General features: G+C 67.6%; 19 protein-coding genes and 1 tRNA gene. 7 read left to right on the top strand and 13 right to left on the bottom strand.

Annotation, left to right across the window (positions count from 1 at the left end; genetic code table 11):
* The first annotated feature begins 6 nt into the window (after window positions 1-6).
* Together G6N38_RS13405 and G6N38_RS13400 are read left to right on the top strand one after the other, a co-directional pair.
* Window positions 7-1,791 (top strand): hypothetical protein, encoded by a 1,785-nt coding sequence (locus tag G6N38_RS13405; RefSeq protein ID WP_163751995.1) that lies wholly within the window; start codon window positions 7-9, stop codon window positions 1,789-1,791.
* Between the two features lie 77 nt (window positions 1,792-1,868).
* Entirely contained in the window at window positions 1,869-2,234 is a 366-nt protein-coding gene (locus G6N38_RS13400) for a carboxymuconolactone decarboxylase family protein (protein WP_163748047.1), read from the top strand.
* A 4-nt stretch (window positions 2,235-2,238) separates the two neighbouring features.
* On the opposite strand, the gene G6N38_RS13395 is transcribed toward G6N38_RS13400, so the two are convergent.
* Window positions 2,239-2,311 (bottom strand) — tRNA-Thr (locus G6N38_RS13395).
* A gap of 22 nt (window positions 2,312-2,333) precedes the next feature.
* The gene (locus tag G6N38_RS13390) at window positions 2,334-3,548 is read right to left on the bottom strand and encodes a DNA polymerase III subunit delta' (RefSeq protein WP_163748045.1); all 1,215 of its coding nucleotides are present in this window, start codon (window positions 3,546-3,548) and stop codon (window positions 2,334-2,336) included.
* Window positions 3,549-3,642: 94 nt separating this feature from the next.
* Between G6N38_RS13390 and G6N38_RS13385 the strand changes: the two genes are divergently transcribed.
* Window positions 3,643-5,241 (top strand): adenylate/guanylate cyclase domain-containing protein, encoded by a 1,599-nt coding sequence (locus G6N38_RS13385; protein ID WP_163748044.1) that lies wholly within the window; start codon window positions 3,643-3,645, stop codon window positions 5,239-5,241.
* Between the two features lie 78 nt (window positions 5,242-5,319).
* Here G6N38_RS13385 and topA read toward each other — a convergent pair whose 3' ends face one another.
* From topA to G6N38_RS13370, 3 genes are all read right to left on the bottom strand, one after another.
* Window positions 5,320-8,205, bottom strand: a complete 2,886-nt coding sequence (topA, locus tag G6N38_RS13380; RefSeq protein WP_163748042.1) for a type I DNA topoisomerase — start codon at window positions 8,203-8,205, stop codon at window positions 5,320-5,322.
* Between the two features lie 112 nt (window positions 8,206-8,317).
* Complete coding sequence (locus G6N38_RS13375; RefSeq protein WP_163748040.1) at window positions 8,318-8,896, bottom strand: hypothetical protein; 579 nt, start codon at window positions 8,894-8,896, stop codon at window positions 8,318-8,320.
* Window positions 8,897-9,055: 159 nt separating this feature from the next.
* Window positions 9,056-9,259, bottom strand: coding sequence for a cold-shock protein (locus G6N38_RS13370; RefSeq protein WP_005138711.1), 204 nt, complete (start codon window positions 9,257-9,259; stop codon window positions 9,056-9,058).
* Window positions 9,260-9,549: 290 nt separating this feature from the next.
* Here G6N38_RS13370 and G6N38_RS13365 point away from each other — a divergent pair, with 290 nt between their 5' ends.
* A complete protein-coding gene (locus G6N38_RS13365; protein WP_163748039.1) occupies window positions 9,550-11,877 on the top strand; it encodes a DNA 3'-5' helicase SftH in 2,328 nt (775 codons plus the stop codon).
* A gap of 230 nt (window positions 11,878-12,107) precedes the next feature.
* Window positions 12,108-13,115: a PAS domain-containing protein gene (locus G6N38_RS13360; RefSeq protein WP_163748037.1), complete on the top strand. Its 1,008-nt coding sequence runs from the start codon at window positions 12,108-12,110 to the stop codon at window positions 13,113-13,115.
* Here the strand turns inward: G6N38_RS13360 and G6N38_RS30480 are convergent.
* The 7 genes from G6N38_RS30480 to ssd are packed head-to-tail and all read right to left on the bottom strand — an operon-like array spanning window position 13,112 to window position 17,560.
* Complete coding sequence (locus G6N38_RS30480) at window positions 13,112-13,420, bottom strand: Rv3654c family TadE-like protein (RefSeq protein WP_246227897.1); 309 nt, start codon at window positions 13,418-13,420, stop codon at window positions 13,112-13,114. The two genes, G6N38_RS13360 and G6N38_RS30480, sit on opposite strands and share 4 nt — an antisense overlap.
* 22 nt (window positions 13,421-13,442) lie before the next feature.
* Window positions 13,443-13,727, bottom strand: coding sequence for a TadE family type IV pilus minor pilin (locus tag G6N38_RS30475; RefSeq protein WP_170314217.1), 285 nt, complete (start codon window positions 13,725-13,727; stop codon window positions 13,443-13,445).
* A 41-nt stretch (window positions 13,728-13,768) separates the two neighbouring features.
* Window positions 13,769-13,975, bottom strand: a complete 207-nt coding sequence (locus G6N38_RS13345; protein ID WP_163748035.1) for a DUF4244 domain-containing protein — start codon at window positions 13,973-13,975, stop codon at window positions 13,769-13,771.
* Between the two features lie 12 nt (window positions 13,976-13,987).
* A complete protein-coding gene (locus G6N38_RS13340; protein WP_179968521.1) occupies window positions 13,988-14,560 on the bottom strand; it encodes a type II secretion system F family protein in 573 nt (190 codons plus the stop codon).
* Window positions 14,557-15,336, bottom strand: a complete 780-nt coding sequence (locus tag G6N38_RS13335; RefSeq protein WP_246227895.1) for a type II secretion system F family protein — start codon at window positions 15,334-15,336, stop codon at window positions 14,557-14,559. The genes G6N38_RS13340 and G6N38_RS13335 overlap by 4 nt, the downstream gene beginning before the upstream one ends.
* Entirely contained in the window at window positions 15,333-16,496 is a 1,164-nt protein-coding gene (locus G6N38_RS13330; RefSeq protein WP_163748033.1) for a TadA family conjugal transfer-associated ATPase, read from the bottom strand. The genes G6N38_RS13335 and G6N38_RS13330 overlap by 4 nt, the downstream gene beginning before the upstream one ends.
* A complete protein-coding gene (gene ssd / locus G6N38_RS13325) occupies window positions 16,493-17,560 on the bottom strand; it encodes a septum site-determining protein Ssd (protein WP_163748031.1) in 1,068 nt (355 codons plus the stop codon). The genes G6N38_RS13330 and ssd overlap by 4 nt, the downstream gene beginning before the upstream one ends.
* 467 nt (window positions 17,561-18,027) lie before the next feature.
* On the opposite strand from ssd, the gene G6N38_RS13320 reads away from it, so the two are divergent.
* Window positions 18,028-18,852: an HAD-IB family hydrolase gene (locus G6N38_RS13320; RefSeq protein ID WP_163751990.1), complete on the top strand. Its 825-nt coding sequence runs from the start codon at window positions 18,028-18,030 to the stop codon at window positions 18,850-18,852.
* A gap of 371 nt (window positions 18,853-19,223) precedes the next feature.
* Here G6N38_RS13320 and G6N38_RS13315 read toward each other — a convergent pair whose 3' ends face one another.
* Entirely contained in the window at window positions 19,224-19,970 is a 747-nt protein-coding gene (locus G6N38_RS13315; protein WP_163748029.1) for a Fic family protein, read from the bottom strand.
* A 138-nt stretch (window positions 19,971-20,108) separates the two neighbouring features.
* Between G6N38_RS13315 and acs the strand changes: the two genes are divergently transcribed.
* Window positions 20,109-22,067, top strand: coding sequence for an acetate--CoA ligase (acs, locus tag G6N38_RS13310; RefSeq protein WP_163748027.1), 1,959 nt, complete (start codon window positions 20,109-20,111; stop codon window positions 22,065-22,067).
* Window positions 22,068-22,095: the final 28 nt, after the last annotated feature.

Here is a 22,095-nt window from a genome sequence, read left to right as displayed (position 1 = left end):
GTTCCGATCCGGGTGGCACGCATGCCACCGGTCGCGGTGGCGGCCGTCCTGCTCATCGCGGTCCAGCTGGCGGTCCGCGCGGTCCTGGCGTTCGGCGGCTACTTCTACTGGGATGACCTGATCCTGGTGGGCCGGGCCGGCACCCAGGATCTGCTGTCGCCGTCGTATCTGTTCGACGACCACGACGGGCACGTCATGCCCGGCGCGTTTCTGGTAGCCGGCATCATCACCCGGCTGGCTCCGCTGGTGTGGGCCTGGCCGGCCGCGAGCCTGGTGATCCTGCAGCTGCTGGTGTCATTGTCAGTGTTGCGGGCCTTGTACGTGATCCTCGGCTGGCGTCCGGTGCTGTTGATCCCGTTGTGCTTTGCCCTGTTCACCCCGTTGGGGGTGCCCGGATTCGCCTGGTGGGCAGCGGCTCTGAACTCGCTTCCCATGCTGGCCGCGTTGGCCTGGGTGTGCGCCGACGCAATCCTGTTGGTGCGAACCGGGAATCGTCGCTATGCGATCACCGCTGTGCTGGTGTATCTGGGTGGGCTGGTGTTCTTCGAGAAGTCTGCGGTCATACCGTTCGTCGCGTTCGCGGTAGTCGCGTTGCTCTGTTACGTGCAGGGAGACAACGCCGCGGTCCGCACGGTCTGGCGCCGCGGCCTGGCGCTGTGGGTGGCCGCGCTGGCACTAACGGCGGCGTGGGTGGCGTTGTACCTGCTCGTCGTCGACCACCGGCGGTGGAGTTCTGATCTGGCGATGACGTGGGATCTGTTGCGTCGCTCGGTCACTCACGGGATCGTGCCAGGGTTGGCCGGCGGTCCGTGGGAGTGGCAGCGGTGGGCGCCGGCCTCACCGTGGGCGGTCCCGCCGGTGTCGGTCATGATTCTGGGCTGGCTGGCATTGGCCGCGGTCCTGGTGGCGTCGCTGTTGCGCAAGCGGCGCATCGGGCTGGTCTGGCTGGTGGCCGCGGGGTACGCGCTGGCCTGCCAGATCCCCATCTATCTACTGCGCTCATCGAAGTTCACCGCACTGGAACTGGCCCAAACCTTGCGGTACTTCCCCGATTTGGTGCTCGTGCTGACCCTGCTTGCCGCAGTGGGATTCTGCGCGCCCAACCGCGGGACCTCGGGCTGGCTGGACGCCTCGCGTGCCCGCACCGCAGTGGTCGCGACCGCAGTGGTGGCGTTCTCGGCCAGCAGCCTGTTCTCGACATCGACGTTCCTGACCAGTTGGCGCGACAACCCGGCTCAGCCCTATCTGCAGAACGCAATTCGAGGGCTGGCCCAGGCGCGCGCATTCTCGTCGGCCCCACTACTGGACCAGGAGGTCGACCCGCTGGTCCTGCAGCGGGTCGCCTACCCGGAGAACCTGGCCAGCCATATGTTCGCCCTGATCCGAGACCGGCCCGAATTCGCCAAGTACACAACACAATTGCGCGTGCTCAACTCCAGCGGTCAATTAGTGGACGCCAACGTCACCTGGACGCGCACCATCGTGGTTGGCCCGGTGCCGGGTTGCGGCTATTTCGTGCAACCGGACGCCGCGGTACGGATGCCACTGGACGGGCCGTTGCTGCCCGCGGACTGGACGGCCGAGATCAACTACCTGGCCAACAGTGAGGGCTCGATGCAGATGTCGCTGAACGAGGGGCCCGAAACCAAGGTGCCGGTGCACCCCGGGCTGAACCGGGTCTTCGTCCGGCTGCCCGGGGCAGGCGACGCGATCACGGTCCGGGCCACCACCGCGGCACTGTCGTTGTGTCTGGCTTCCGGACCGGTGGGCTATCTGGCGCCGCGACAGTAACGCCATGGCGGGCCGCGGCCGGATTTTTGACCCTGGCGTTACGCTCGCCGGCAGCGCGGTGTGCCAAAGTAGTTTGCATGTCTAACTTGCGTGAGGATGGTCTGCGCGTTTTCCGGGAGATGCTGCCCGGAACCCTGCCCGACGGCGACGTCGAATTCGGCGGCTTCGCCCCGGAACTGATGGAGATCGGCGTCGAGAGTGTTTTCGGCCGGCTGTGGACCCGTGAGGGGCTCAGCCGCCGCGATCGAAGCCTGGTGACGCTGGGCATCTTGATTGCGCTGCGGGCCGACCACGAGATGAAGGCGCACTTCCGGATCGCGAAGCAGAACGGGCTGACCGAGGACGAGATCGCCGAGGTCATCTATCACGCCAGCGGCTACGCCGGTTTTCCGGCGGCGGCCACGGCGCGCAATATCGCCGCCGAGGAACTCGGTAAGGCATAAAGAGAGCCGCCCAGGGGAATCGAACCCCTGACCTTCTCATTACGAGTGAGATGCTCTACCGACTGAGCTAGGGCGGCGCGGTTTGAAGCCGCAGTGAGTCTACAGGTCCGAGCGCAGTGCCTGACCCACGGTCGCCACCATCGCATCGACGGCAAACTTGGGCTTGACGTTCATCGCCAGCGCCTCGCGACACTCGAGCACCGCCTCGATACAGCGCAGCAGCCGCTCCGGGGACGCGTGCGCGGCCAGGGCCGCCACCCGGTCTTCCATATCGGGGTGATTCGGCGCCACCGCGCCTGCGCCACCGGCCACCACGAGCGCATCTCGGAAGTACGTCGCCAAATCGATCAGCGCACGATCCAATGCATCGCGCGAAGCCCGGGTCTGGCGGGATTTCTGCCGCTTCTCGAGGTCCTTGATCGCGCCGGTGGCCCCACGCAGTGCACCCGCGGTGCCCTTGCCGGTGCCACCCGCACCCAGCGCGGTGCGCAGTTCCTCCGTCTCGACCTCGTCACGGCCGACATTGAGCGCCTTCGCCTCGGCCTCCGCGGTGGCCACCAGCTCTTCTGCCGCCGCGTACGCGCGCGACGGGGTGGCGGCATCGCGGGCCAGCCCAAGTGCCCGGGTGCGCCGATCGCAGGCGTCGGGATCGGTGGCCAGCCGGCGGGCCCGACCGACGTGACCGCCGCTGACCGACGCCGCCCATTGCGCCTTGTCGGCGGGCAGCCCGTCGTTGTCGATGAGCACCTGCGCGATCGCCGCGGTCGGTGGTGTCACCAGCGCCACGTGCCGGCACCGCGACCGCAGGGTGATCGCGATGTCCTCGGGGTCCACCGAAGGCGCACACAGCAGGAACACCGTCGATGACGGCGGCTCTTCGACGACCTTGAGCAGAGCGTTGGCCGCACCCTCAGTGAGACGGTCAGCATCTTCGATCACGACGATCTGCCAGCGGCCGGTGCTGGGCCGCCGCGAGGCGATCTGCACAATGTTGCGCATTTCGTCGACACCGATGGACAAGCCCTCGGGGACGATGCGGCGCACGTCGCCGTGGGTGCCCGCCATCGTCGTCGCACAGGCCCGGCACTCCCCGCACCCGGGCACGCCGTCCGCGGTGCACTGCAGGGCCGCCGCGAAGCACTGTGCGGCCACTGAACGCCCCGATCCGGGCGGGCCGGTGATCAGCCAGGCGTGCGTCATGGTCCCGATGGCGACCGCATCGTGAGCGGAATCACCGCGGGCCGCTCGGGCGGCGCCCACGAGCTCCGCTTCCACCGCGCTTTGGCCCACCAGCCGCGCGAAAACTCCAGACATCGACTCAAACACTAGTGCTCAGCAACGACACAACCGCTGCCCACCGGCTTGAAGAAGGTGCAGATCGGTCGTCCTGTACCGATACGGTGGGCTGGTGACCACCGCGCAGCTCAGCCCGGGGCGAATCAGTGGATTCGTCCGGTGGGTTGCGCGCACACCGTGGCCGGTGTTCACGCTGGGCATGCTGCAGGCCGACATCATCGGCGCACTGCTCGTCCTGGGCTTCCTGCGGTTCGGTCTGCCCCCGTCTGATCGGGTCATGCTGCAGGATCTGCCGACGCTGAACCTGGTCATTTTCCTGAGCTATCTGTTCATCTCATTCGGCGTCGGCGCGTTCGTCAGCCTCAAGCTGCTCGTTCCGGTCTTCCGCTGGCAACGCCGCGACGCGTTGTTAGCCGAGGACGATCCAGCCGTCACCGAAGACGCGCGATTGCGGGCGTTGCGAATGCCCGTCTACCGCTCGGTGATCAGCATGACCAACTGGGTGCTGGGGGCGGTGGTGTTCATTGCCGCCAGCTGGCCGGTGGCCAGCCATGCCGCACCTGTGCTGGCGGTGGCCACGCTGCTCGGCGCGACCGCCACCACGATCATCGGCTACCTGCAGTCCGAGCGGGTGCTGCGGCCGGTGGCTGTCGCAGCGTTGCGCGGCGGCGTGCCGGAGAAATTCCACCGCCCCGGCGTCATCCAGCGACTGGTGCTGACCTGGCTGCTGTCCACCGGGGTGCCGCTACTGGCCATCGTGCTCTCGATCGTGGCGAGCAAGTTCTCGCTGCTGGCGGCCTCCGCGGACGCCCTGTTCACACCGATCCTGCTGATGGCCGTCGCTGCGCTGGTGGTCGGGTTGACCGGCAACGTGCTGGCCGCCATGTCGATCGCCGACCCGCTGCGCCAGCTGCGCTGGGCGCTGGGAGAGGTTCAACGCGGCAACTACAACGCTCACATGCAGATCTATGACGCCAGCGAGCTGGGCCTGCTCCAGGCGGGCTTCAACGATATGGTTCGCGATCTGAGCGAACGGCAGCGGCTGCGTGACCTGTTCGGTCGCTACGTCGGCGAGGACGTCGCCCGACGCGCCCTGGAACGCGGCACCGAACTGGGCGGCCAGGAACGCGATGTCGCGGTGCTGTTCGTCGACCTGGTCGGATCGACCCAGCTGGCCGCGTCGCGACCGCCGGGCGAAGTCGTCAGCATGCTCAACGAGTTCTTCCGGGTGGTCGTCGAGACCGTCAAGAAGCACGGCGGCTTCGTCAACAAGTTCCAGGGTGACGCGGCGCTGTGCATCTTCGGCGCGCCGATCGAGCACCCCGACGCCTCCGGTGCGGCGCTGGCCGCCTCTCGGGAACTGCACGACGAGCTGGTCAGCGTTCTGGGGCAGACCGATTTCGGGATCGGGGTATCGGCTGGGCGGGCGATCGCCGGCCACATCGGCGCGCAGGCCCGATTCGAGTACACCGTGATCGGCGACCCGGTCAACGAAGCCGCCCGGCTAACCGAGTTGGCCAAGATCGAGGGCGGTCACGTGCTGGCGTCGGCGATCGCGGTCAGCGGCGCCCTGGACGCCGAAGCGCTGTGCTGGAACGTCGGCGAAATCGTCGAGCTGCGCGGCCGACGGGCACCGACACAGCTGGCCCGCCCGACGAACCTTCGACTGCCCAGCGAGGCCAGTCCGGCCAACGAAAGCGAAAGCGTCTAATCCCCGTCACGTCGAGATCGACGAAATAGCGCGATCTACTTGCACTCTCGCGCCCGTTTGGCGGTCTGAGTCAGCGGGTCACGCCTTCTTGGCGGGGGCCTTCTTACGCGCCGCTTTCTTCGCGGGAGCCTTCTTCTTGACCGGGCCACGAGCGCGCCGGTCGGCGAGCAGCTCCGAAGCACGCTCATCGGTGATCGACAGGACGTCATCGCCCTTGCGCAGGCTGGCGTTGGTCTCACCGTCGGTGACGTAAGGACCGAAGCGGCCATCCTTGATCACCATCGGCTGGCCCGACGCCGCATCGACGCCCAGTTCCCGAAGTGGCGGAGCGGCAGCGCCCTGGCGGCCACCGCGTTTGGGCTCGGCGTAGATCTTCAGGGCCTCTTCAAGGGTGATGTCGAAGATCTGGTCCTCGGTGGCCAGCGAGCGAGAGTCGGTGCCGCGCTTGAGGTACGGGCCATAGCGGCCGTTCTGCGCGGTGATCTCCTCGCCGTTGGCGGGATCCACGCCGACAACCCGCGGCAGCGAAATGAGTTTGAGGGCATCCTCGAGCGTCACGGTCTGCAGGTCCATCGACCGCAGCAGCGAGCCGGTGCGCGGCTTGGGGCCGGTCGGCTTCTTGCCCTTCTTGGCGCCGACACCGCCCTCCTCCTCCGGCGGCGGGGGTAGCACCTCGGTGACATAAGGCCCGTATCGGCCGTCCCTGGCCACAATCTCGTGACCGGACTCCGGATCCACGCCGAGTACACGACCCTCTTGCGGTGTGGCGAAAAGGGTTTCAGCCAATTCCAGGGTCAGCTCGTCGGGAGTGATCTCGTCGCTGAGGTTGGCCCGTTGCGGTTTGAGCTCACCGTCCTCGCCGATGACCATCCGCTCCAGGTACGGGCCGTTCTTGCCGACGCGTACCACGACCGCGCGGCCCTCTTCGTCGTCAAAGAGCTTGATGGAGTTGACTTCTCGAGCGTCGATACCCTCGAGATTGACACCCACCAGCTTCTTCAAGCCCCCAGCGCGGGCGATCGAATCCGCGACCCCGTGCTCGCCGCCGAAGTAGAAGTTGGTCAGCCAGTTGGTGCGCCGCTCCTGCCCGCTGGCGATTTCGTCGAGCTCGTCCTCCATGGCGGCGGTGAAGTCGTAGTCCACCAGCCGGCCGAAATGCTGCTCGAGCAGCCCGGTGACGGCGAACGCCACCCACGACGGCACCAGAGCGCTGCCCTTTTTATGGACGTAACCGCGATCCTGGATCGTCTTGATGATCGAGGAATACGTTGAGGGACGGCCGATTCCGAGTTCTTCGAGCGCTTTGATCAGCGATGCCTCGGTGTAGCGAGCCGGCGGGTTGGTGGTGTGCCCGTCGGCAGTCAGCCGGGTGGCGTCCACGCGCTGCCCCTGCCGAAGCTGCGGCAACCTGCTCTCGGCGTCGTCGGCCTCACCACCGGCCTGCTCGTCGACGGTCTCGACGTAGGCCTTGAGGAAGCCGGGGAAGGTGATGGTGCGGCCGCTGGCAGCGAAAACTACGTCGCGGCCACCAGTGGACGTGGCTGAATCCAATGTCGTCGGCCCAGCGACTCCGGCATCCAATGTCGTCGGCCCAGCGACTCCGGCATCCAATGTCGTCGGCCCAGCGACTCCGGCGATGCGCAGGCTCAGCGTGGTCCCGCGGGCGTCGGCCATCTGCGAGGCCACGGTGCGCTGCCAGATCAGCTCGTAGAGCCGGAACTCGTCGGTGTCGAGCTCGCGGTGCAGTGCGCCGGGGGTGGCGAAGGTGTCACCGGCGGGCCGGATGGCCTCGTGCGCCTCCTGCGCGTTCTTCACCTTGCGGGTGTACTGCCGCGGCGACGGGTGGACGTACTCGTCGCCGTAGAGCTGACGCGCCTGATTGCGCGCGGCGTCGATGGCCGACTGCGACAGCGTCGTCGAGTCGGTCCGCATATAGGTGATGTAGCCGTTCTCGTAGAGCCGCTGCGCGACGCTCATCGTGCGCTCGGCGGAGAACCGCAGCTTGCGGCCGGCCTCCTGCTGCAACGTGGAGGTCATGAAGGGCGGATAGGGCTTGCGGGTGTACGGCTTCTCCTCCACCGACGCCACGGCGAGGCTGGAGGCCTGTAAACCGGTGGCCAGCGAGCCCGCGGCGGCCTCGTCGAGCACCACGACCTCGTCGGGCTTGCGAACGACGCCCAGGGAATCGAAGTCCCGGCCGGTGGCCACCCGCTTGCTGTCGACGTTGACCAGCCGGGCGGTGAAGCGGGGCGGGGTGGCGTTGGGGTCCGAGACGCTCGCGTCGAGCTCGGCGATCACGTCCCAGTAGGAGGCGCTGCGGAAGGCCATCCGGTCGCGTTCGCGCTGCACGATGATCCGAGTGGCCACGGACTGCACCCGGCCCGCCGACAGCTTCGGCGCGACCTTCTTCCACAGAACCGGGCTGACCTCGTAGCCGTAGAGCCGGTCGAGGATGCGCCGGGTCTCCTGCGCGTCAACCAGGTCGTTGTCCAGGTCGCGGGGATTTTCGGCGGCCGCGCGGATGGCCGGCTCGGTGATCTCGTGGAAGACCATCCGCTTGACCGGGACGCGGGGCTTGAGCGTCTCCAGCAGGTGCCAGGCGATGGCTTCACCCTCGCGGTCACCGTCAGTGGCCAGATAGAGCTCGTCGACATCTTTCAACAAGCCCTTGAGCTCGGTGACAGTGCTCTTCTTATCGGGGCTGATGATGTAGAGCGGCTCGAAGTTGTCCTCGACGTTGACGCCGAGACGCGCCCACGGCTCGGATTTGTACTTGGCCGGCACGTCGGCGGCGTTACGCGGCAGGTCACGGATGTGCCCACGGGACGACTCGACGATGTAATTAGCACCCAGGTAGCCGGCGATCTTGCGCGCTTTGGTGGGCGACTCGACGATCACGAGCCGCCGGACGTTGCCATTACTTCGGCCATCGCCGCCGCTTAGGCGGGTTCCGTCGTCAGCCAACTGCGCTTACGCTCCACTTCTGTCTTGCCCACAGGTACCCCCGACCCGCGGGCAACTGACAATTTTGCACTCCGGACGGGTCAACGCAAACCGACCCCCGCAGGGCAATGTCTCAGATACGGGGCCATGCTGACAACGCTTCGATCAGATCCGGCGGTTCCCCAACAGTCTCTACCAGCCGTGATAGCCGTCGGCGACCACTTATTCTCAGGGCCGGACGGGCGCCTCGAGTGCCAATCAGAGTCGGTGCGATTCCCACCCTCATCAACGCCGATGCTAGCGGCGAATGCGTGTCCGGTGCGTGCGGATCCAATCCCAGCAGATAACGGTCGGCATCCGGGACGCCGGCGGCCAACGTCCAGGCCCGCAGCTCGCGGGCACCGGGCAGCCATTGGGGCGGCACCGTCTTGACCGCTCCCCTGGTCCAGCCGGTCGCGATCCCCATTAATCGCACGTCGACGGCGGTGCGCACCAGTGGGTTGTCCTCATCGGTGCGGGTGATCTCGGCGTCCAGCCCCGCCTCGGTGATCATCTCGGCCAGCGCCTGAGCCCGCCACTGCTCATCGACCACCACCGACAGTCGCGCCCCGCCGCCGACCACCACCACCTGTCCAGCCGCCGCAAGCAACCCGGTGAGGTCGGCGACCGCGGGCGGCACCGACTCAGCCGAGAAGAAGGACAGCTGGCTCACGTTTCGACAGTAAGGCAGTCAGCGACCAGCAGCCGTACGGCTGTCGACGGGCGTGGCGAGTTCCCCAGAAGAAAGCCTCCCGCGGGACACCCACCAACGAAAGCACCCCCGATGCCCGTCACCGGGACACTCGGGGGTGTTTCGTGATGTCGTTGTTGATCAGACGGCGCGAACGCCTGTGGCCTGTGGGCCCTTGGGGCTCTGACCGACCTCGAACTCGACCCGTTGGTTCTCCTCAAGGGTGCGGAAGCCCGACCCCTGAATTTCCGTGTAGTGGACGAACACGTCGGCAGAGCCGTCCTCGGGTGCGATGAACCCGAAACCCTTCTCCGCGTTGAACCACTTCACAGTTCCCTGTGGCATCTTTCGTACTTTCCTTCTCTTCCAACCGGGAGCGGCCGACCGAGTTTTCGGCAGACCGGGCCCGTTCCGACCGCCATCCTTCGTGGAGTCGTCGGAACTCACCCGACCTACAGACCCTCGCAGGAACCGCGACCGCAACGTCGATCCTGCGAGTGCTGACACACGAACACAGAAGCTGCGACCGCCCTTATCCAATCATGTCTGAGGCTCTTGCGACAGTCTCGGTGCTACTAACTGATGAACAATTCGATACGGGGCTGTAGATATTTTTTCGAAAGGGCTGATTTCAAATGATGAGTTTCGGCAGCGAGCTGCTTAACGCTGCCGTCGCGGGCGCCGAATCATCGCCAGCTGCACTGCGCCACGTCGCCGAGCTTCCGGCTCGCCAAGCCGACGGCGCGGACTGGCCTGCCTGGGCTGATCCAGATGTGCTCCGCGCGTTCCATGATCACGGAATCGCCCGCCCGTGGTCGCATCAGGTCCGTGCCGCCGACCTCGCCCACTCTGGACATCATGTCGTGATAAGCACCGGCACGGCATCGGGAAAGTCGCTGGCGTTTCAATTGCCGATCATGGATGTGCTGGCCCGTGATCCGCGCGCGAGGGCGCTTTATTTGTCCCCCACGAAAGCGCTCGGCCACGACCAATTGCGCGCCGCCCATTCATTGACCACAACAGTGGCCGCACTAGCCGAGGTGGCGCCGACTTCCTATGACGGCGACACGCCGGCCGAGGTACGCAGATTCGCCCGCGAACGCTCGCGGTGGCTGTTCTCCAACCCCGACATGATCCACCTGTCGCTGCTGCGCAACCATACCCGCTGGGCGGTGTTCCTGCGCGGCCTGCGCTATATCGTGATCGACGAATGCCATTACTACCGTGGGATTTTCGGCTCGAACGTGGCGATGGTGTTGCGCCGGCTGCTGCGGCTGTGCGAGCGCTACGCACCGGCCTCGGCGCCGGGGCCCACGGTCATCTTCGCCAGCGCGACCACCGCCGCACCCGGCGAGACCGCGGCGGAACTGATCGGTGACATCGTGACGGCGGTGGCCGAAGACGGTTCACCGCACGGCGCCCGAACCGTGGCGCTGTGGGAGCCCGAATTGCGCACCGACCTGCTGGGCGAGAACGGCGCGCCGGTGCGACATTCAGCGGGCTCCGAAGCCGCCCGCATGATGGCCGATTTGGTTGCTGAGGGCGCGCGAACGTTGACGTTCGTGCGGTCCCGCCGCGGTGCGGAGCTGACGGCGCTGGGCGCACGGGCCCGCCTCGAGGACATCGCGCCGCAGTTGCAGGACACCGTGGCGTCCTACCGGGCGGGCTACCTCGCCGAGGACCGGCGCGAACTGGAACGTGCGCTGGCCGACGGCGAACTGCGCGGACTGGCGACCACGAACGCCCTCGAGTTGGGCATCGACATCGCCGGTCTGGATGCGGTGCTGCTGGCGGGGTTCCCGGGGACGGTCGCGTCGTTCTGGCAACAGGCCGGCCGGTCCGGCCGACGCGGTCAGGGCGCGCTCGTAGTCCTCATCGCCCGCGACGACCCGCTGGACACCTACTTGGTACACCACCCTGAGGCGCTGCTCGACAAGCCGGTCGAGCGCGTCGTCATCGATCCGGGGAACCCCTACGTTCTGGGTCCGCAGCTGCTGTGCGCGGCAACCGAAATGCCACTGGACGAGGCGGAGGTGCGCCGCTGGGAGGCCGAGGCGGTGGCCACCGAACTGGTCGAGGACGGGTTGCTGCGCCGTCGCGGCGGCAAGTACTTCCCCGCCGCCGGGCTCGACCCGCATCCGGCGGTGGATATCCGGGGTTCGGCCGGGGGCCACATCGCGATCGTCGAGGCCGGTACCGGTCGGATGCTGGGCAGCACCGGCGCGGGTCAGGCCCCGGCCACGGTTCACCCCGGGGCCGTGTATCTGCACCAGGGCGAGAGTTACCTCGTCGACTCGCTGAGCTTCGAAGACGGGGTGGCGTTCGTCCACGCCGAGGATCCCGGCTATACCACCTTCGCGCGGGAGCTCACCGATATCGCGATCACCGGAACTGGCGAACGCGTCCACTACGACGCGATCACCCTGGGCCTGGTCCCGGTCTCGGTGACCCACCGGGTGATCGGCTACCTACGCCGGCGATTGTCCGGCGAGGTCATCGATTTTGTCGAACTCGACATGCCCGAGCACTGCCTACCAACTACCGCGGTGATGTACACGATCACACCGGAAGCGTTGTTGGACAGCGGAATCGAACCCACCAGCGTACCGGGATCGCTGCATGCGGCCGAGCATGCCGCGATCGGCTTGCTGCCGCTGGTGGCCAGTTGCGACCGCGGCGACATCGGCGGGCTGTCCACGGCCGTCGGCGCCGATGGATTGCCCACCGTGTTCGTCTACGACGGGCACCCCGGCGGGGCGGGCTTCGCTGAACGCGGCTATCGACTGGCCAGCACCTGGCTGGGCGCGACTGCGGCGGCGATCGAGGCGTGTGAATGCCCGCAGGGCTGCCCGTCATGCGTGCAGTCACCCAAGTGCGGCAACGGGAATGACCCGCTGGATAAGGCCGGCGCGGTCCGAGTTCTCAAACTCGTTCTGGCAGAGTTGGCCGGCGGCCTTGCCTGATCGTCGTGCCGACCGGACCCCTCGAACGGTCGACTCCCACGATGCGAGCACACCCGCCGGCAGGTGCCCCGCACTGCTGGAGGCGTAGCGAAAAATACCCAACGACCACAGCGCGCGCAAGAAAATCGATAGCGTGGCGGTTTGCTGCACAATATTGCCGCAGCTCACCTGCAAATTCTCGGGCTTGGCATCCCAATGTGTACGCAAGGTCGCGCCGTTAAACTGCGACCATGACCCACGATTGGCTGCTCGTGGAGACACTCGGCACCGAACCGGTCGTGGTGGCGCAGGGCCGGCAGATGAAGAACCTGGTGCCGCTGGCGATCTATTTGCGCCGGAGTCCCTATCTGGCGGCGATCCAAACCGCCATCGCCGAAACTGTGGCGACCGGCAACAGCCTGGCCAGCATCACCCCGAAGAGCGATCGGGTGATCCGGACCGAGCCGGTGCAGATGCCCGACGGCCGGATGCACGGCGTGCACATGTGGATCGGGCCCGCCGGTGCCAAGCCCCCGGAACGGCCGATACCCGGGCCGCTGAAGTGGGACATCACACTTGGCATCGCCACCGACACCGTCGAGTCGCTGGCCAACGCCGGCCGGGATCCCATACAGGAACCGACCCACGACATCGCGTTTGCCGAGGATCTTCCCGTCCGGAGCTTCAATAGTGACGAATCCAATGTGCTGGCCCTGGCCAAGGACGAGGCTCCTGGTCGAACATATTGCACCACTTGGACTTTCACCGATAGCGGTGAAGTCATTCGGACCGGGTTCGTGGCGCGCACAGCCATTGAGGAAGCCGAGGACGGTGCCCAGCACCTGATCGCGCGCGCGATGAACCTGCGCTGCGACGTCGACGAGGGCGCCCTGCCACCCGACCAGCTGACGCAACGGATCCTCGACGGCCTTTCGCAGACGGGCGTGCACCGGGCACTCGTCGATCTGGCGACGTGGAAGTTGCTGAAGTGGCTCGACGACCCGAGCCCGCATTACGACTGGCGGCACAGCGTCCAGTTCCACCCGGACGACCGCGGCGAGCTGATCCCGATGGCCGAAGAATTCGAGACCGGCAGCACCAGCAGGGTCTTGCGGCTGCCCGCGGTCGGCAGTGGGTGGGTGCCGATGCACGTCACCGTCAACCGTATCGAGGTCGACAGCGGCAGCTTCGCCGGTCTGATCACCCTGCGACTGCCCACCGATACGGAATTGGCCGAGGCCAAACTGAAGAACGCCTAGCCAGCGGGTCCGGCTCGCGCCGCCGCGTGGGCCCGCCCACCGAGTAGCCGGCCGGTCGCGACGTCGACGGCAACGACGACGTCGAGCTCGTCGACATCGCAGTCGCTCAGCACCGCGCCCATGGCGCGGCTCACCGCGGCTGCTTGCCGGCACGCGCTGTCGGCGCCACGCGGTAGCCACAAGGCCGCGGCCAGCGCGGCCATGTCCGCCCCCGCCTGCGCACGATGTCGCGCGACCACGGCACTGCCAATCTGGACACCGGCCAGGCTGATCGCGACCAGACCGGCGATCAGAATCGCGGCCAATACCGTGGCAGCGCCGCTGTCGTCACGAGCCAGGCTCCGCGGCTGCGACCGCCTCGGCTCTGATGATGACGCCCGGCAGCAGCGGGGAGTGGCCGCTGACCGTCGCGACGACGAAATCGCCGTCGCGACGTAGCTGCACCGACGCCCCGGCGGGCCCGACTCCGCGGGCCGCGCTAACCGCGCTCGTCTCGTCGCCGCGGGCCGCCAGCCGTGCGGCCTCCCGGGCGGCGTCGATGCAGCGCACCTGCATCGCCACCGCGGTGAGTCCGCCGGCGCACACGACGAGCACCACGACCAGTGCGGCGATGGCAAGAGCCGCTTCGACGGTGGCGAAACCGGCATCACCGCTTAAACGTTCGTGTTGAGCGCGCGGTTGATGATGTTGGTCAATGCGCCGACGATCGAGTCGCCGGTGACCACGCTGTACAGAATGGCGCCGAACGCAGCGGCGGCAATCGTCCCGATCGCATACTCGACCGTCGACATGCCGGCGTCGTCGACCGCCGCCATTGCCATTCGCGCCTTCAACTCTCGAATCATATTGGTGAACAACATCTTTCCTCTCTCTCACACGATTCCCGACGCGAACACGTCGCCGGCCAACCCGGCCACCACGGGCACGATGCCCAGGCAGATGAATGCGGGCAGGAAGCACAGCCCCAGCGGCCCGGCGATCAGCACCGACGCCCGCTCGGCGGCCGCCGACGCAGCGTGGTCGGCGTCCTGGCGGGATTGTTCGGCGAGTTCAGCCACGCCCTGGGCCAGGGCACTACCCGACGAGGCTGACCGACGCGCAAGCCGAGCCAGCGCTTCGCCGCCATCGGTCGTCTCCGCCGGCCGCGACCAAGCGGTGTCCGGGTCAGCCCCGAGCGCCAGCAGGTCGGCCGCTCGGCGTAATAGCGCACCAAGCCGGTCCGGGGCCGACGGTGCCGTCGCCGCCGCCGCCGCGGACACCGACATCCCGGCGGACAGACATACCGCGAACACATCGAGCGCTGACGCGGTGGCCAATGGATCATCGACGCGCCGGTGCCGAACCGGCGCGGCGCGAGACGCACCCAATCCGATGCGGCGACGCACCGCAGCAGGGCCCGGCGCGATGAGTAGCGCGACGGTCAATAGCACTGCGGCGACTGTCATGTCAGCAGTCGATCCGTGATGCGGTCGGCCCATGCCAGTCCCGCACAGACCAGGATTGTGCCCGCGATCAGCAGCCCGCCGCCCACACCGCCACCGAGCAGGAACCGGACGGGATGTGCGCCGATCAACTCCCCCAGCAGCACCCCGAGCAGCGGCAGGCCAGCCAGGATTGCGGCGGTGGCCCGTGCCCCGGCCAGGCCGGCCTCGACCCGGGCGGTGAACCGCTGCCGTTCGACAATGTCGCGTTGGGCCGCGCGAAGCAGTGCCGCCATCCCCAGACCGTGATCGGCGGCCAACTGCCAGCAGACCGCCAACCGATCCCATTGTGCGGGAACCGATGTCGAGTCGGTCACGGCGCGCAGTCCGGCTCCGACGTCAGCGCCCAACCCGGCACGGGCGGCGACCGCCCGCAATGCGCTGCCGATCGTGCCGTCCGACTCACCAGCAGCAATGGCGAAGGCGCGCACCGGATGTGCGCCGACCCGCAACTCGCCGACCAGGGTCTCCAGCGCACCCGCCAAGGTCTGGCCGGCCCGGACGCGGTCTTGGCACCGCTGGCGACGACGCCTGCGCGTGATCAGCGTCGCACCAAGTACTGCCGCGGCAAGCAGCACCGCGGGCGGCAGGACAACTGCGATGACGATTGCTCCGACGACCAACACCGGGCCACGCACACCGATCCGCGGTCCCGCGAGGCCCAGCCGCCACCGCGGCGGCGGTGGTGCTGCAAGCATGGCCGTCGCCAAAAGCATTGCCGACAGCGGTATCTCGTTCACAGTCGCCGCGCTTCGATCAGCATTTCCAACTGCCGGCGACCGCGCTGCCAGCCGCGGTCGGCGTGCCACGCGCTCACCGCTTGCACCGCACCGCTGTCCGCGCGGGACAGCACCGCGACCTCGCCGAGCCGGCGCGCCCCGTCTCGGCCACGGCTCACGTGCACCACAACCTGCAGCGCCGCGCCCAGTTGACTGTGCAAGGCGGCGCGGTCGAGCCCACCGAGAGCGGCGAGCGCCTCCAAACGTGCCGGCACCTCGGCCGGGCTGTTGGCGTGCACCGTCCCGGCCCCGCCGTCGTGACCGGTGTTCAACGCTGTCAGCAGATCGACGACCTCGGCGCCGCGCACCTCGCCCACCACGATCCGGTCGGGGCGCATTCGCAAGGCCTGGCGGACCAGCTGGCGCATCGTGACTTCGCCGGCGCCTTCGACATTGGCGGCGCGAGCTACCAACCGCACGAGGTGGGGATGCGCCGGCGCGAGCTCCGCAGCGTCTTCCACACACACGATCCGCTCATTGCATGACACCGCGCCGAGCGCGGCCGCCAGCAGTGTGGTTTTGCCGGCGCCGGTACCACCAGAGATAAGGAAGGCCAACCTGGCATCGATGATCCCGTTGAGTAGCTGAGCCGCCTCCGGCCCGATCGCACCGGCCGCGCTCAATGCGGCAAGGTCCTGGGTGGCCGGGCGAAGCACCCGCAGCGACAGGCAGGTCCCCGCAGCTGAGACCGGCGGCAGTACGGCGTGCAGCCGAACCGAGAACTCTCCGGTGCCGACTCCGGTCAGCTGCCCGTCGACCCAGGGCTGGGCGTCATCCAGGCGCCGGCCGGCGGCCACCGCGAGGCGTTGAGCCAGGCGCCGGACCGCAGCTTCGTCGGCGAATCGCACCGTGGCGGGCCGCAGCCCGTTGCCGTCATCGATCCACACCGCATCAGGGCCGGTGACGAGTACGTCGGTGGTTCCCGGCGCGCGCAGCAATGGCTCCAGCACGCCGGCGCCGGTCAGCTCCGTCTGCAGCACCCGCAGGTTGGTCAGCACCTCGGTGTCCCCGAGCACTCCCCCGGACTCGGCCCGGATCGCGGCGGCAACGGCTGCGGGCCGCAACGAGGACGACTCGGCAGCCAGCCGCTCGCGGACCCGGTCGACCAGGGATGCGCTCATGCCGCGCGAACCTGAGCACCGGTCGGCAACACGCTGAGGACCGCACGGGCCGAGGCGCCCAGTGGAGACCGCCGCCGCAGCCGCAACCCGCCGCGCTCAAGGCGTTCGGCGAGCATCGGCTCGGGACGCATGGCCGCCAGCAGTGGTAGCCCTGCGACGTCGGCCGCCTCGGCGGCCCGCAGCCCGCCCGGGTTTGGCCCGCGCACCACGAGGCCGACGTTCGGATTGACGCCACGCAGCACTGGGGCCAACGCCGAGGCGCCCGCGACGCCGCGGACATCGCACGTGGTGATCACGACAATCAGGTCAGCGCGGTCGAGGGTGCTCGCAACCGCCGAAGTCATTCGCCGCGGTGTATCGCAGATCACAACCATTCCGCCCCGACGCCCCGCGTCAACGACCGCTCCGGCCGCCCCGGGATCGATCTCGTGACTGTGCCGCGCGCCCGACAGCACGCTCACCCCGCGGTGATTCGGCAGTGCGTCCCGGACGGCGGGCCACGCCAGCCGGCCGCCGCGCAGGCTCAGGTCGGGCCAGCGCAGGCCCGGCACCGACTCACTTCCCAGGAGTAGGTCGATCCCGCCGCTCCAGGGATCGAGGTCGACGAGCAGAGCTGCCGACGCGATCTGCGCGAGGGCAGTCGCGAACGTGGAGGCTCCCGCACCACCGCGACCTCCGGTCACGGCGATGACCCGGCCGGCACGTGGACCCTCCCTGGCTGTCTCGACGGCGTCGGCGAGATGCCGAACCAGCTCGTCATCCTGCGCTGGAAGAGCACAAACGTGCTGCGCACCGACCGCCATCGCGACCGCCCAGGTCGGCCCCTCCGGTTCGGTCGAGGCGATCAGGATCACGCCGTCACGCCGCGGCAGCCCGTCGCGTTCGCACCGCCGGGCCGATTCTTCGTCGAGCAGGATCGCGACCGCGGCCGTCCACGCCTTGCGGGTCAGGGGTGTGGACGCCGCTAGCGGTCGGAGCCCAGCGGCCGCGACCACCCGATCCGCCTGGTCACGCAAATCGGGTTCGGCAACGAGGATCACGGCGACACCCGGATTGGTACTCACGAATGCAGCGTCGGATGCCCGGACGCCGCGCGCCAGGGGTCTCAAGCGCAATTGTGGGCGAAGGCCGATCTGGGGATAAGCGACAGCACCCGCGTGTGGCACAGGCCGGAATCGACAGAAAAAATTGATCCCGGCAACATTTCTGAAGTTTGCCGGGATCTACGAGATTTCTTACTGGAGATAAGGGACGACCCCCGCCAGGGGGGGAGGAGGCGAGGGTCGTCGTGTATCAGCCCCGGGGGGTCGGGCTGATGCACACCCGGCATAAGCCGAGTAATAGTCACTATACACACGACGATGTGGAGTCGCGCAAGTGTTGCTGCCACTTCGAAACCATGTATTCGCTGTGAAAATGCAGGGTGCGACACGTGGCTTGGCCTGCCACTTTGTGGTCGCCCTCAGACCTGAGACCGCACCGGCCCTATCCTGAGGGCGTGACCGTCCCCGTCCCGGGCACCGACCAGCGAATCAATCCTCAATTCAGGCCGGTAGCCGGCACCCCATCTCGCACCGCGGCCTTCTTCGATCTCGACAAGACCGTGATTGCCAAGTCAAGCACGCTCGCTTTCAGCAAACCCTTCTTCAACCAAGGGCTGCTCAACCGACGGGCCGTACTCAAGTCGAGCTACGCCCAGTTCCTCTTTCTGATGTCGGGCGCAGATCACGACCAGATGGATCGGATGCGTTCCTATGTCACCGCGATGTCTGCCGGCTGGGACGTCGAACAGGTCCGGGCCATCGTCACCGAGACACTGCACGACATCGTCGACCCGCTGGTCTTTGCCGAAGCCGCCGAGCTGATCGCCGACCACCGACTCTGCGGGCGTGACGTGGTGATCGTCTCGGCATCGGGGGAAGAGATCGTCGCCCCGATCGCCCGAGCATTGGGCGCCACCCACGCGATGGGTACCCGGATGGTCATCGAGGACGGCAAGTACACCGGCGAGGTCGCCTTCTACTGCTACGGCGAGGCCAAGGGTGCTGCGATCCGCGAACTGGCGGCGCTGGAGGGCTACTCACTCGAACACTGCTACGCCTACAGCGATTCGATCACCGACTTGCCGATGTTGCAGTCCGTCGGTCACCCGGCGGTGGTCAACCCCGACCGCGCGCTACGCAAAGAGGCCGCCGCACAAGGCTGGCCGGTGCTGACATTCTTGCGGCCCGTGCCGTTGCGCGACCGGATTCCGGCGCCGTCGGGGGCCGCGGTGGCGACCACCGCGGCGTTGGGCATCAGCGCGCTGGCCGCCGGAGCGTTGACCTACTCGGTGTTACGACGGTTGTCTTTCTAACGCGACCAATCCGTTGCCTACCAACCCCTTGCTGTGATGGGGGTCACGGAGTACAAAGGAAGCACGGACGCCTGGGAAGGCCAAGATAGCGCCGGAAGAGAAGGCACTATCTCCCGACTCAAGCGGCCCAGCACGGTTCCCGGCACCCACGCGGAGCACGCCGCGATATGGCAGAAGTGTTGCGGGCCTGCGTAATTGCGGAAAGCGGACGGGCATAATGCCCCCTTGGGTGGGGATGTCAACGGAGCGCATCGCAAGACCGCCGAGGCCAACCCACGCAGCCCACCTGGCACGCTTGGTAACCAGGTAACCGTGCTAGCGGGCGGCGAGCTGAAGAGATTCGGGTCGCCGCCCGCTTCGCTGCGTGCAGCTCATTTCGAAGCGGCCTCTGCGATCGACATCGCCTCTCGTGCACCGTCTTCCAGCGCCTGACAGCACATCAGCACCCAGGCCCCGACTGCCTCCGGCGCGCCCGTCGCGAACGCCTGCGCGCTCGAGGCGTATTCCTCGGCGCGGCGCATCCAGTACACCTCGGGCACCCCGAGGCCATGCGGGTCGAGACCGGTCGCCATTGTGACGAGGCGCGACACCGCGCGGGCCACGACACCGTCGCCCGCGCCGAAGGGCGCCAGGGTCAGCAGTTCCCCGTGCGCGACGGCGGCCAACACGGGCGCCGGCGCGGTGCTGGCACCGGTCACCAGCCGGGTGACCAGATCCAGCCGCGCGGCCACCTCTGGATCCTGTCGCGGACGGCCGAGCGCATCCTCATCGATCAGGTCGGCAGCCGCCAGCGCATGCAGACGGGCCAGAGCTTGCAGCGGAGCGCGCTGCCACACTCCGACGAGGTTGGTGGTTCCGCCCTCCAGCGCCTGGCCGACGCGCAAGGCACCCGCCAGGACCGGATCGTTGGGCTCGACACCGGCGCCATCCAGTTGCACGGCGCCGCCATCGATGGCTGATGACGACCTCGCCCCACGCACCGCGGACTCGGCCGCGGTGACGGGCCAGTTCCGCAGATTGGTGCGATGCCGGTGGGCCTTGGCCAAGGCATCCCGAGCCGCCTCGGCCGCTCCGGCCACCCCGGGCAGATCCAGCAGCGGTGCCAGGAGATCAGTCACGGTCGGTCACGCTATCGGCGGCGATGAACTCACCAGTAACCGGGTGTTCGCGTGCCGTTCGGCGCGCAACAGGAACCGCCCGCCGACGAATGTGACGTGCCAACGCCGATGCAACGTTCGGTGACTACGCTCACAGGCATGACAGAGACGCACACCGAAGTTCCGTCATGCTATCCACCGTCGGCGGATTTCGCCGCCGCCGCCAACGCGACCGTCGATCTTTACGACGAGGCCGAGGCCGACCGGTTGGCGTTCTGGGCCAAGCAGGCCAACCGGTTGGCGTGGGAGACACCATTCACCGAGGTGCTCGACTGGTCACAGGCCCCGTTCGCGAAGTGGTTTGTCGGCGGCAAGCTCAACGTCGCCTACAACTGTGTCGACCGGCACGTCGAGGCGGGCAACGGGGATCGGGTCGCGATCCACTGGGAGGGTGAACCGCTCGGCGATTCGCGGGTACTCACCTACGCCCAGCTCAAAGACGAGGTCTGCAAGGCTGCCAACGCACTGACCGAGCTGGGTCTGACCGCCGGCGACCGGGTGGCCATCTACATGCCGATGGTTCCCGAGGCGATCGTGGCGATGCTGGCCTGCGCACGGCTGGGCGTGATGCACAGCGTGGTCTTCGCGGGCTTCTCGGCGGCCGCGCTTCGGGCCCGCGTCGAGGACGCCGAGGCCAAGCTGGTGATCACCACCGACGGTCAGTACCGGCGGGGAAACGCGGTGTCGCTCAAGGAAGCTGTCGATGAGGCAGTCAAGGGCCAAGATTGCGTGCAGCACGTCCTGGTGGTGCGCCGCACCGGTATCGACATCGACTGGACCGACGGCCGCGACCAGTGGTGGCACGAAGCGGTTGACGCGGCGTCCACCGAGCACACACCCGAGGCGTTCGACGCCGAACAGCCGCTGTTCCTGCTGTACACATCCGGGACCACGGGCAAGCCCAAGGGCATCATCCACACCTCCGGCGGCTACCTCACCCAGGCGTCCTACACCCACTCATGCGTCTTCGACATCAAGCCAGAGACCGATGTCTACTGGTGCACAGCCGATATCGGCTGGGTCACCGGCCACACCTACATCGTGTACGGCCCATTGTCCAACGGCGCGACCCAGGTGGTCTACGAGGGCACCCCAGCCTCCCCGGACGAGCACCGACACTTCCAGGTCATCGAAAAGTACGGTGTGACAATCTATTACACCGCGCCGACGCTGATCCGCACGTTCATGAAGTGGGGCCGCGAGATCGCATTCGCCCACGACCTGTCCAGCCTGCGGTTGCTCGGGTCGGTCGGCGAGCCGATCAATCCGGAGGCCTGGCGGTGGTACCGCCTGGTGTTCGGCGCCGACGCCACGCCGATCGTGGACACCTGGTGGCAGACCGAGACCGGCGCGGCGATGATCTCACCGCTGCCGGGCGTGACGGACTGCAAACCGGGCTCGGCTATGCGCGCGCTGCCGGGCATCTCGGCCAAAATCGTCGACGACGACGGAAATGAATTGCAGCCCAGCCCCGAACACGGTGAACACATCACCGGCTATCTCGTACTCGACAAGCCGTGGCCGTCGATGCTGCGTGGTATCTGGGGCGACCCCGAGCGCTTCCGAGAGACCTACTGGGCGCGTTTCGCCGAGCAAGGTTGGTACTTCGCCGGTGACGGTGCGCGCTACGGCAGCGACGGCGAGGTGTGGGTGCTCGGCCGCATCGACGACGTGATGAACGTTTCGGGACACCGGATTTCGACCGCCGAGGTGGAGTCCGCGCTCGTCGGACATGCCGGTGTCGCCGAGGCCGCGGTCGTCGGCGCCTCCGACGACACCACCGGGCAGGCGATCTGTGCCTTCGTGATCCTGAAGGCTCATCACGCCGAGATGTCGAGCGAGCAGATGGTCGACGAGTTGCGCGCCGAGGTGGCCCGCGAGATTTCCCCGATCGCCAAGCCGCGCGAGATCCACGTCGTGCCCGAGCTTCCCAAGACCCGCAGCGGCAAGATCATGCGTCGGCTGTTGCGCGATGTCGCCGAAGGTCGCGAGCTCGGCGACACCTCGACGTTGGTGGATCCGACGGTGTTCGAAGCGATCCGGGCCAGCAAGAGCTAGTCTGTTCAAGGCCTCAACGGTTCAACTC

The organism is Mycolicibacterium helvum (assembly GCF_010731895.1).
In the GTDB taxonomy this organism is placed as follows: Bacteria; Actinomycetota; Actinomycetes; order Mycobacteriales; family Mycobacteriaceae; genus Mycobacterium; species Mycobacterium helvum.
The sequence above is the reverse complement of the archived record's forward strand: the minus strand, read 5'-3'. Positions and strand labels throughout refer to the sequence as shown.

Coding starts and splice junctions, on each gene's coding strand:
- G6N38_RS13360 (WP_163748037.1), top strand. CDS start 12,108: ATGACCCACGATTGGCTGCTCGTGGAGACACTCGGCACCGAACCGGTC.
- G6N38_RS13340 (WP_179968521.1), bottom strand. CDS start 14,560: ATGACAGTCGCCGCAGTGCTATTGACCGTCGCGCTACTCATCGCGCCG.
- G6N38_RS13370 (WP_005138711.1), bottom strand. CDS start 9,259: ATGCCACAGGGAACTGTGAAGTGGTTCAACGCGGAGAAGGGTTTCGGG.
- G6N38_RS13345 (WP_163748035.1), bottom strand. CDS start 13,975: ATGTTGTTCACCAATATGATTCGAGAGTTGAAGGCGCGAATGGCAATG.
- G6N38_RS13400 (WP_163748047.1), top strand. CDS start 1,869: ATGTCTAACTTGCGTGAGGATGGTCTGCGCGTTTTCCGGGAGATGCTG.
- G6N38_RS13390 (WP_163748045.1), bottom strand. CDS start 3,548: ATGTCTGGAGTTTTCGCGCGGCTGGTGGGCCAAAGCGCGGTGGAAGCG.
- G6N38_RS13365 (WP_163748039.1), top strand. CDS start 9,550: ATGATGAGTTTCGGCAGCGAGCTGCTTAACGCTGCCGTCGCGGGCGCC.
- acs (WP_163748027.1), top strand. CDS start 20,109: ATGACAGAGACGCACACCGAAGTTCCGTCATGCTATCCACCGTCGGCG.
- G6N38_RS13330 (WP_163748033.1), bottom strand. CDS start 16,496: ATGAGCGCATCCCTGGTCGACCGGGTCCGCGAGCGGCTGGCTGCCGAG.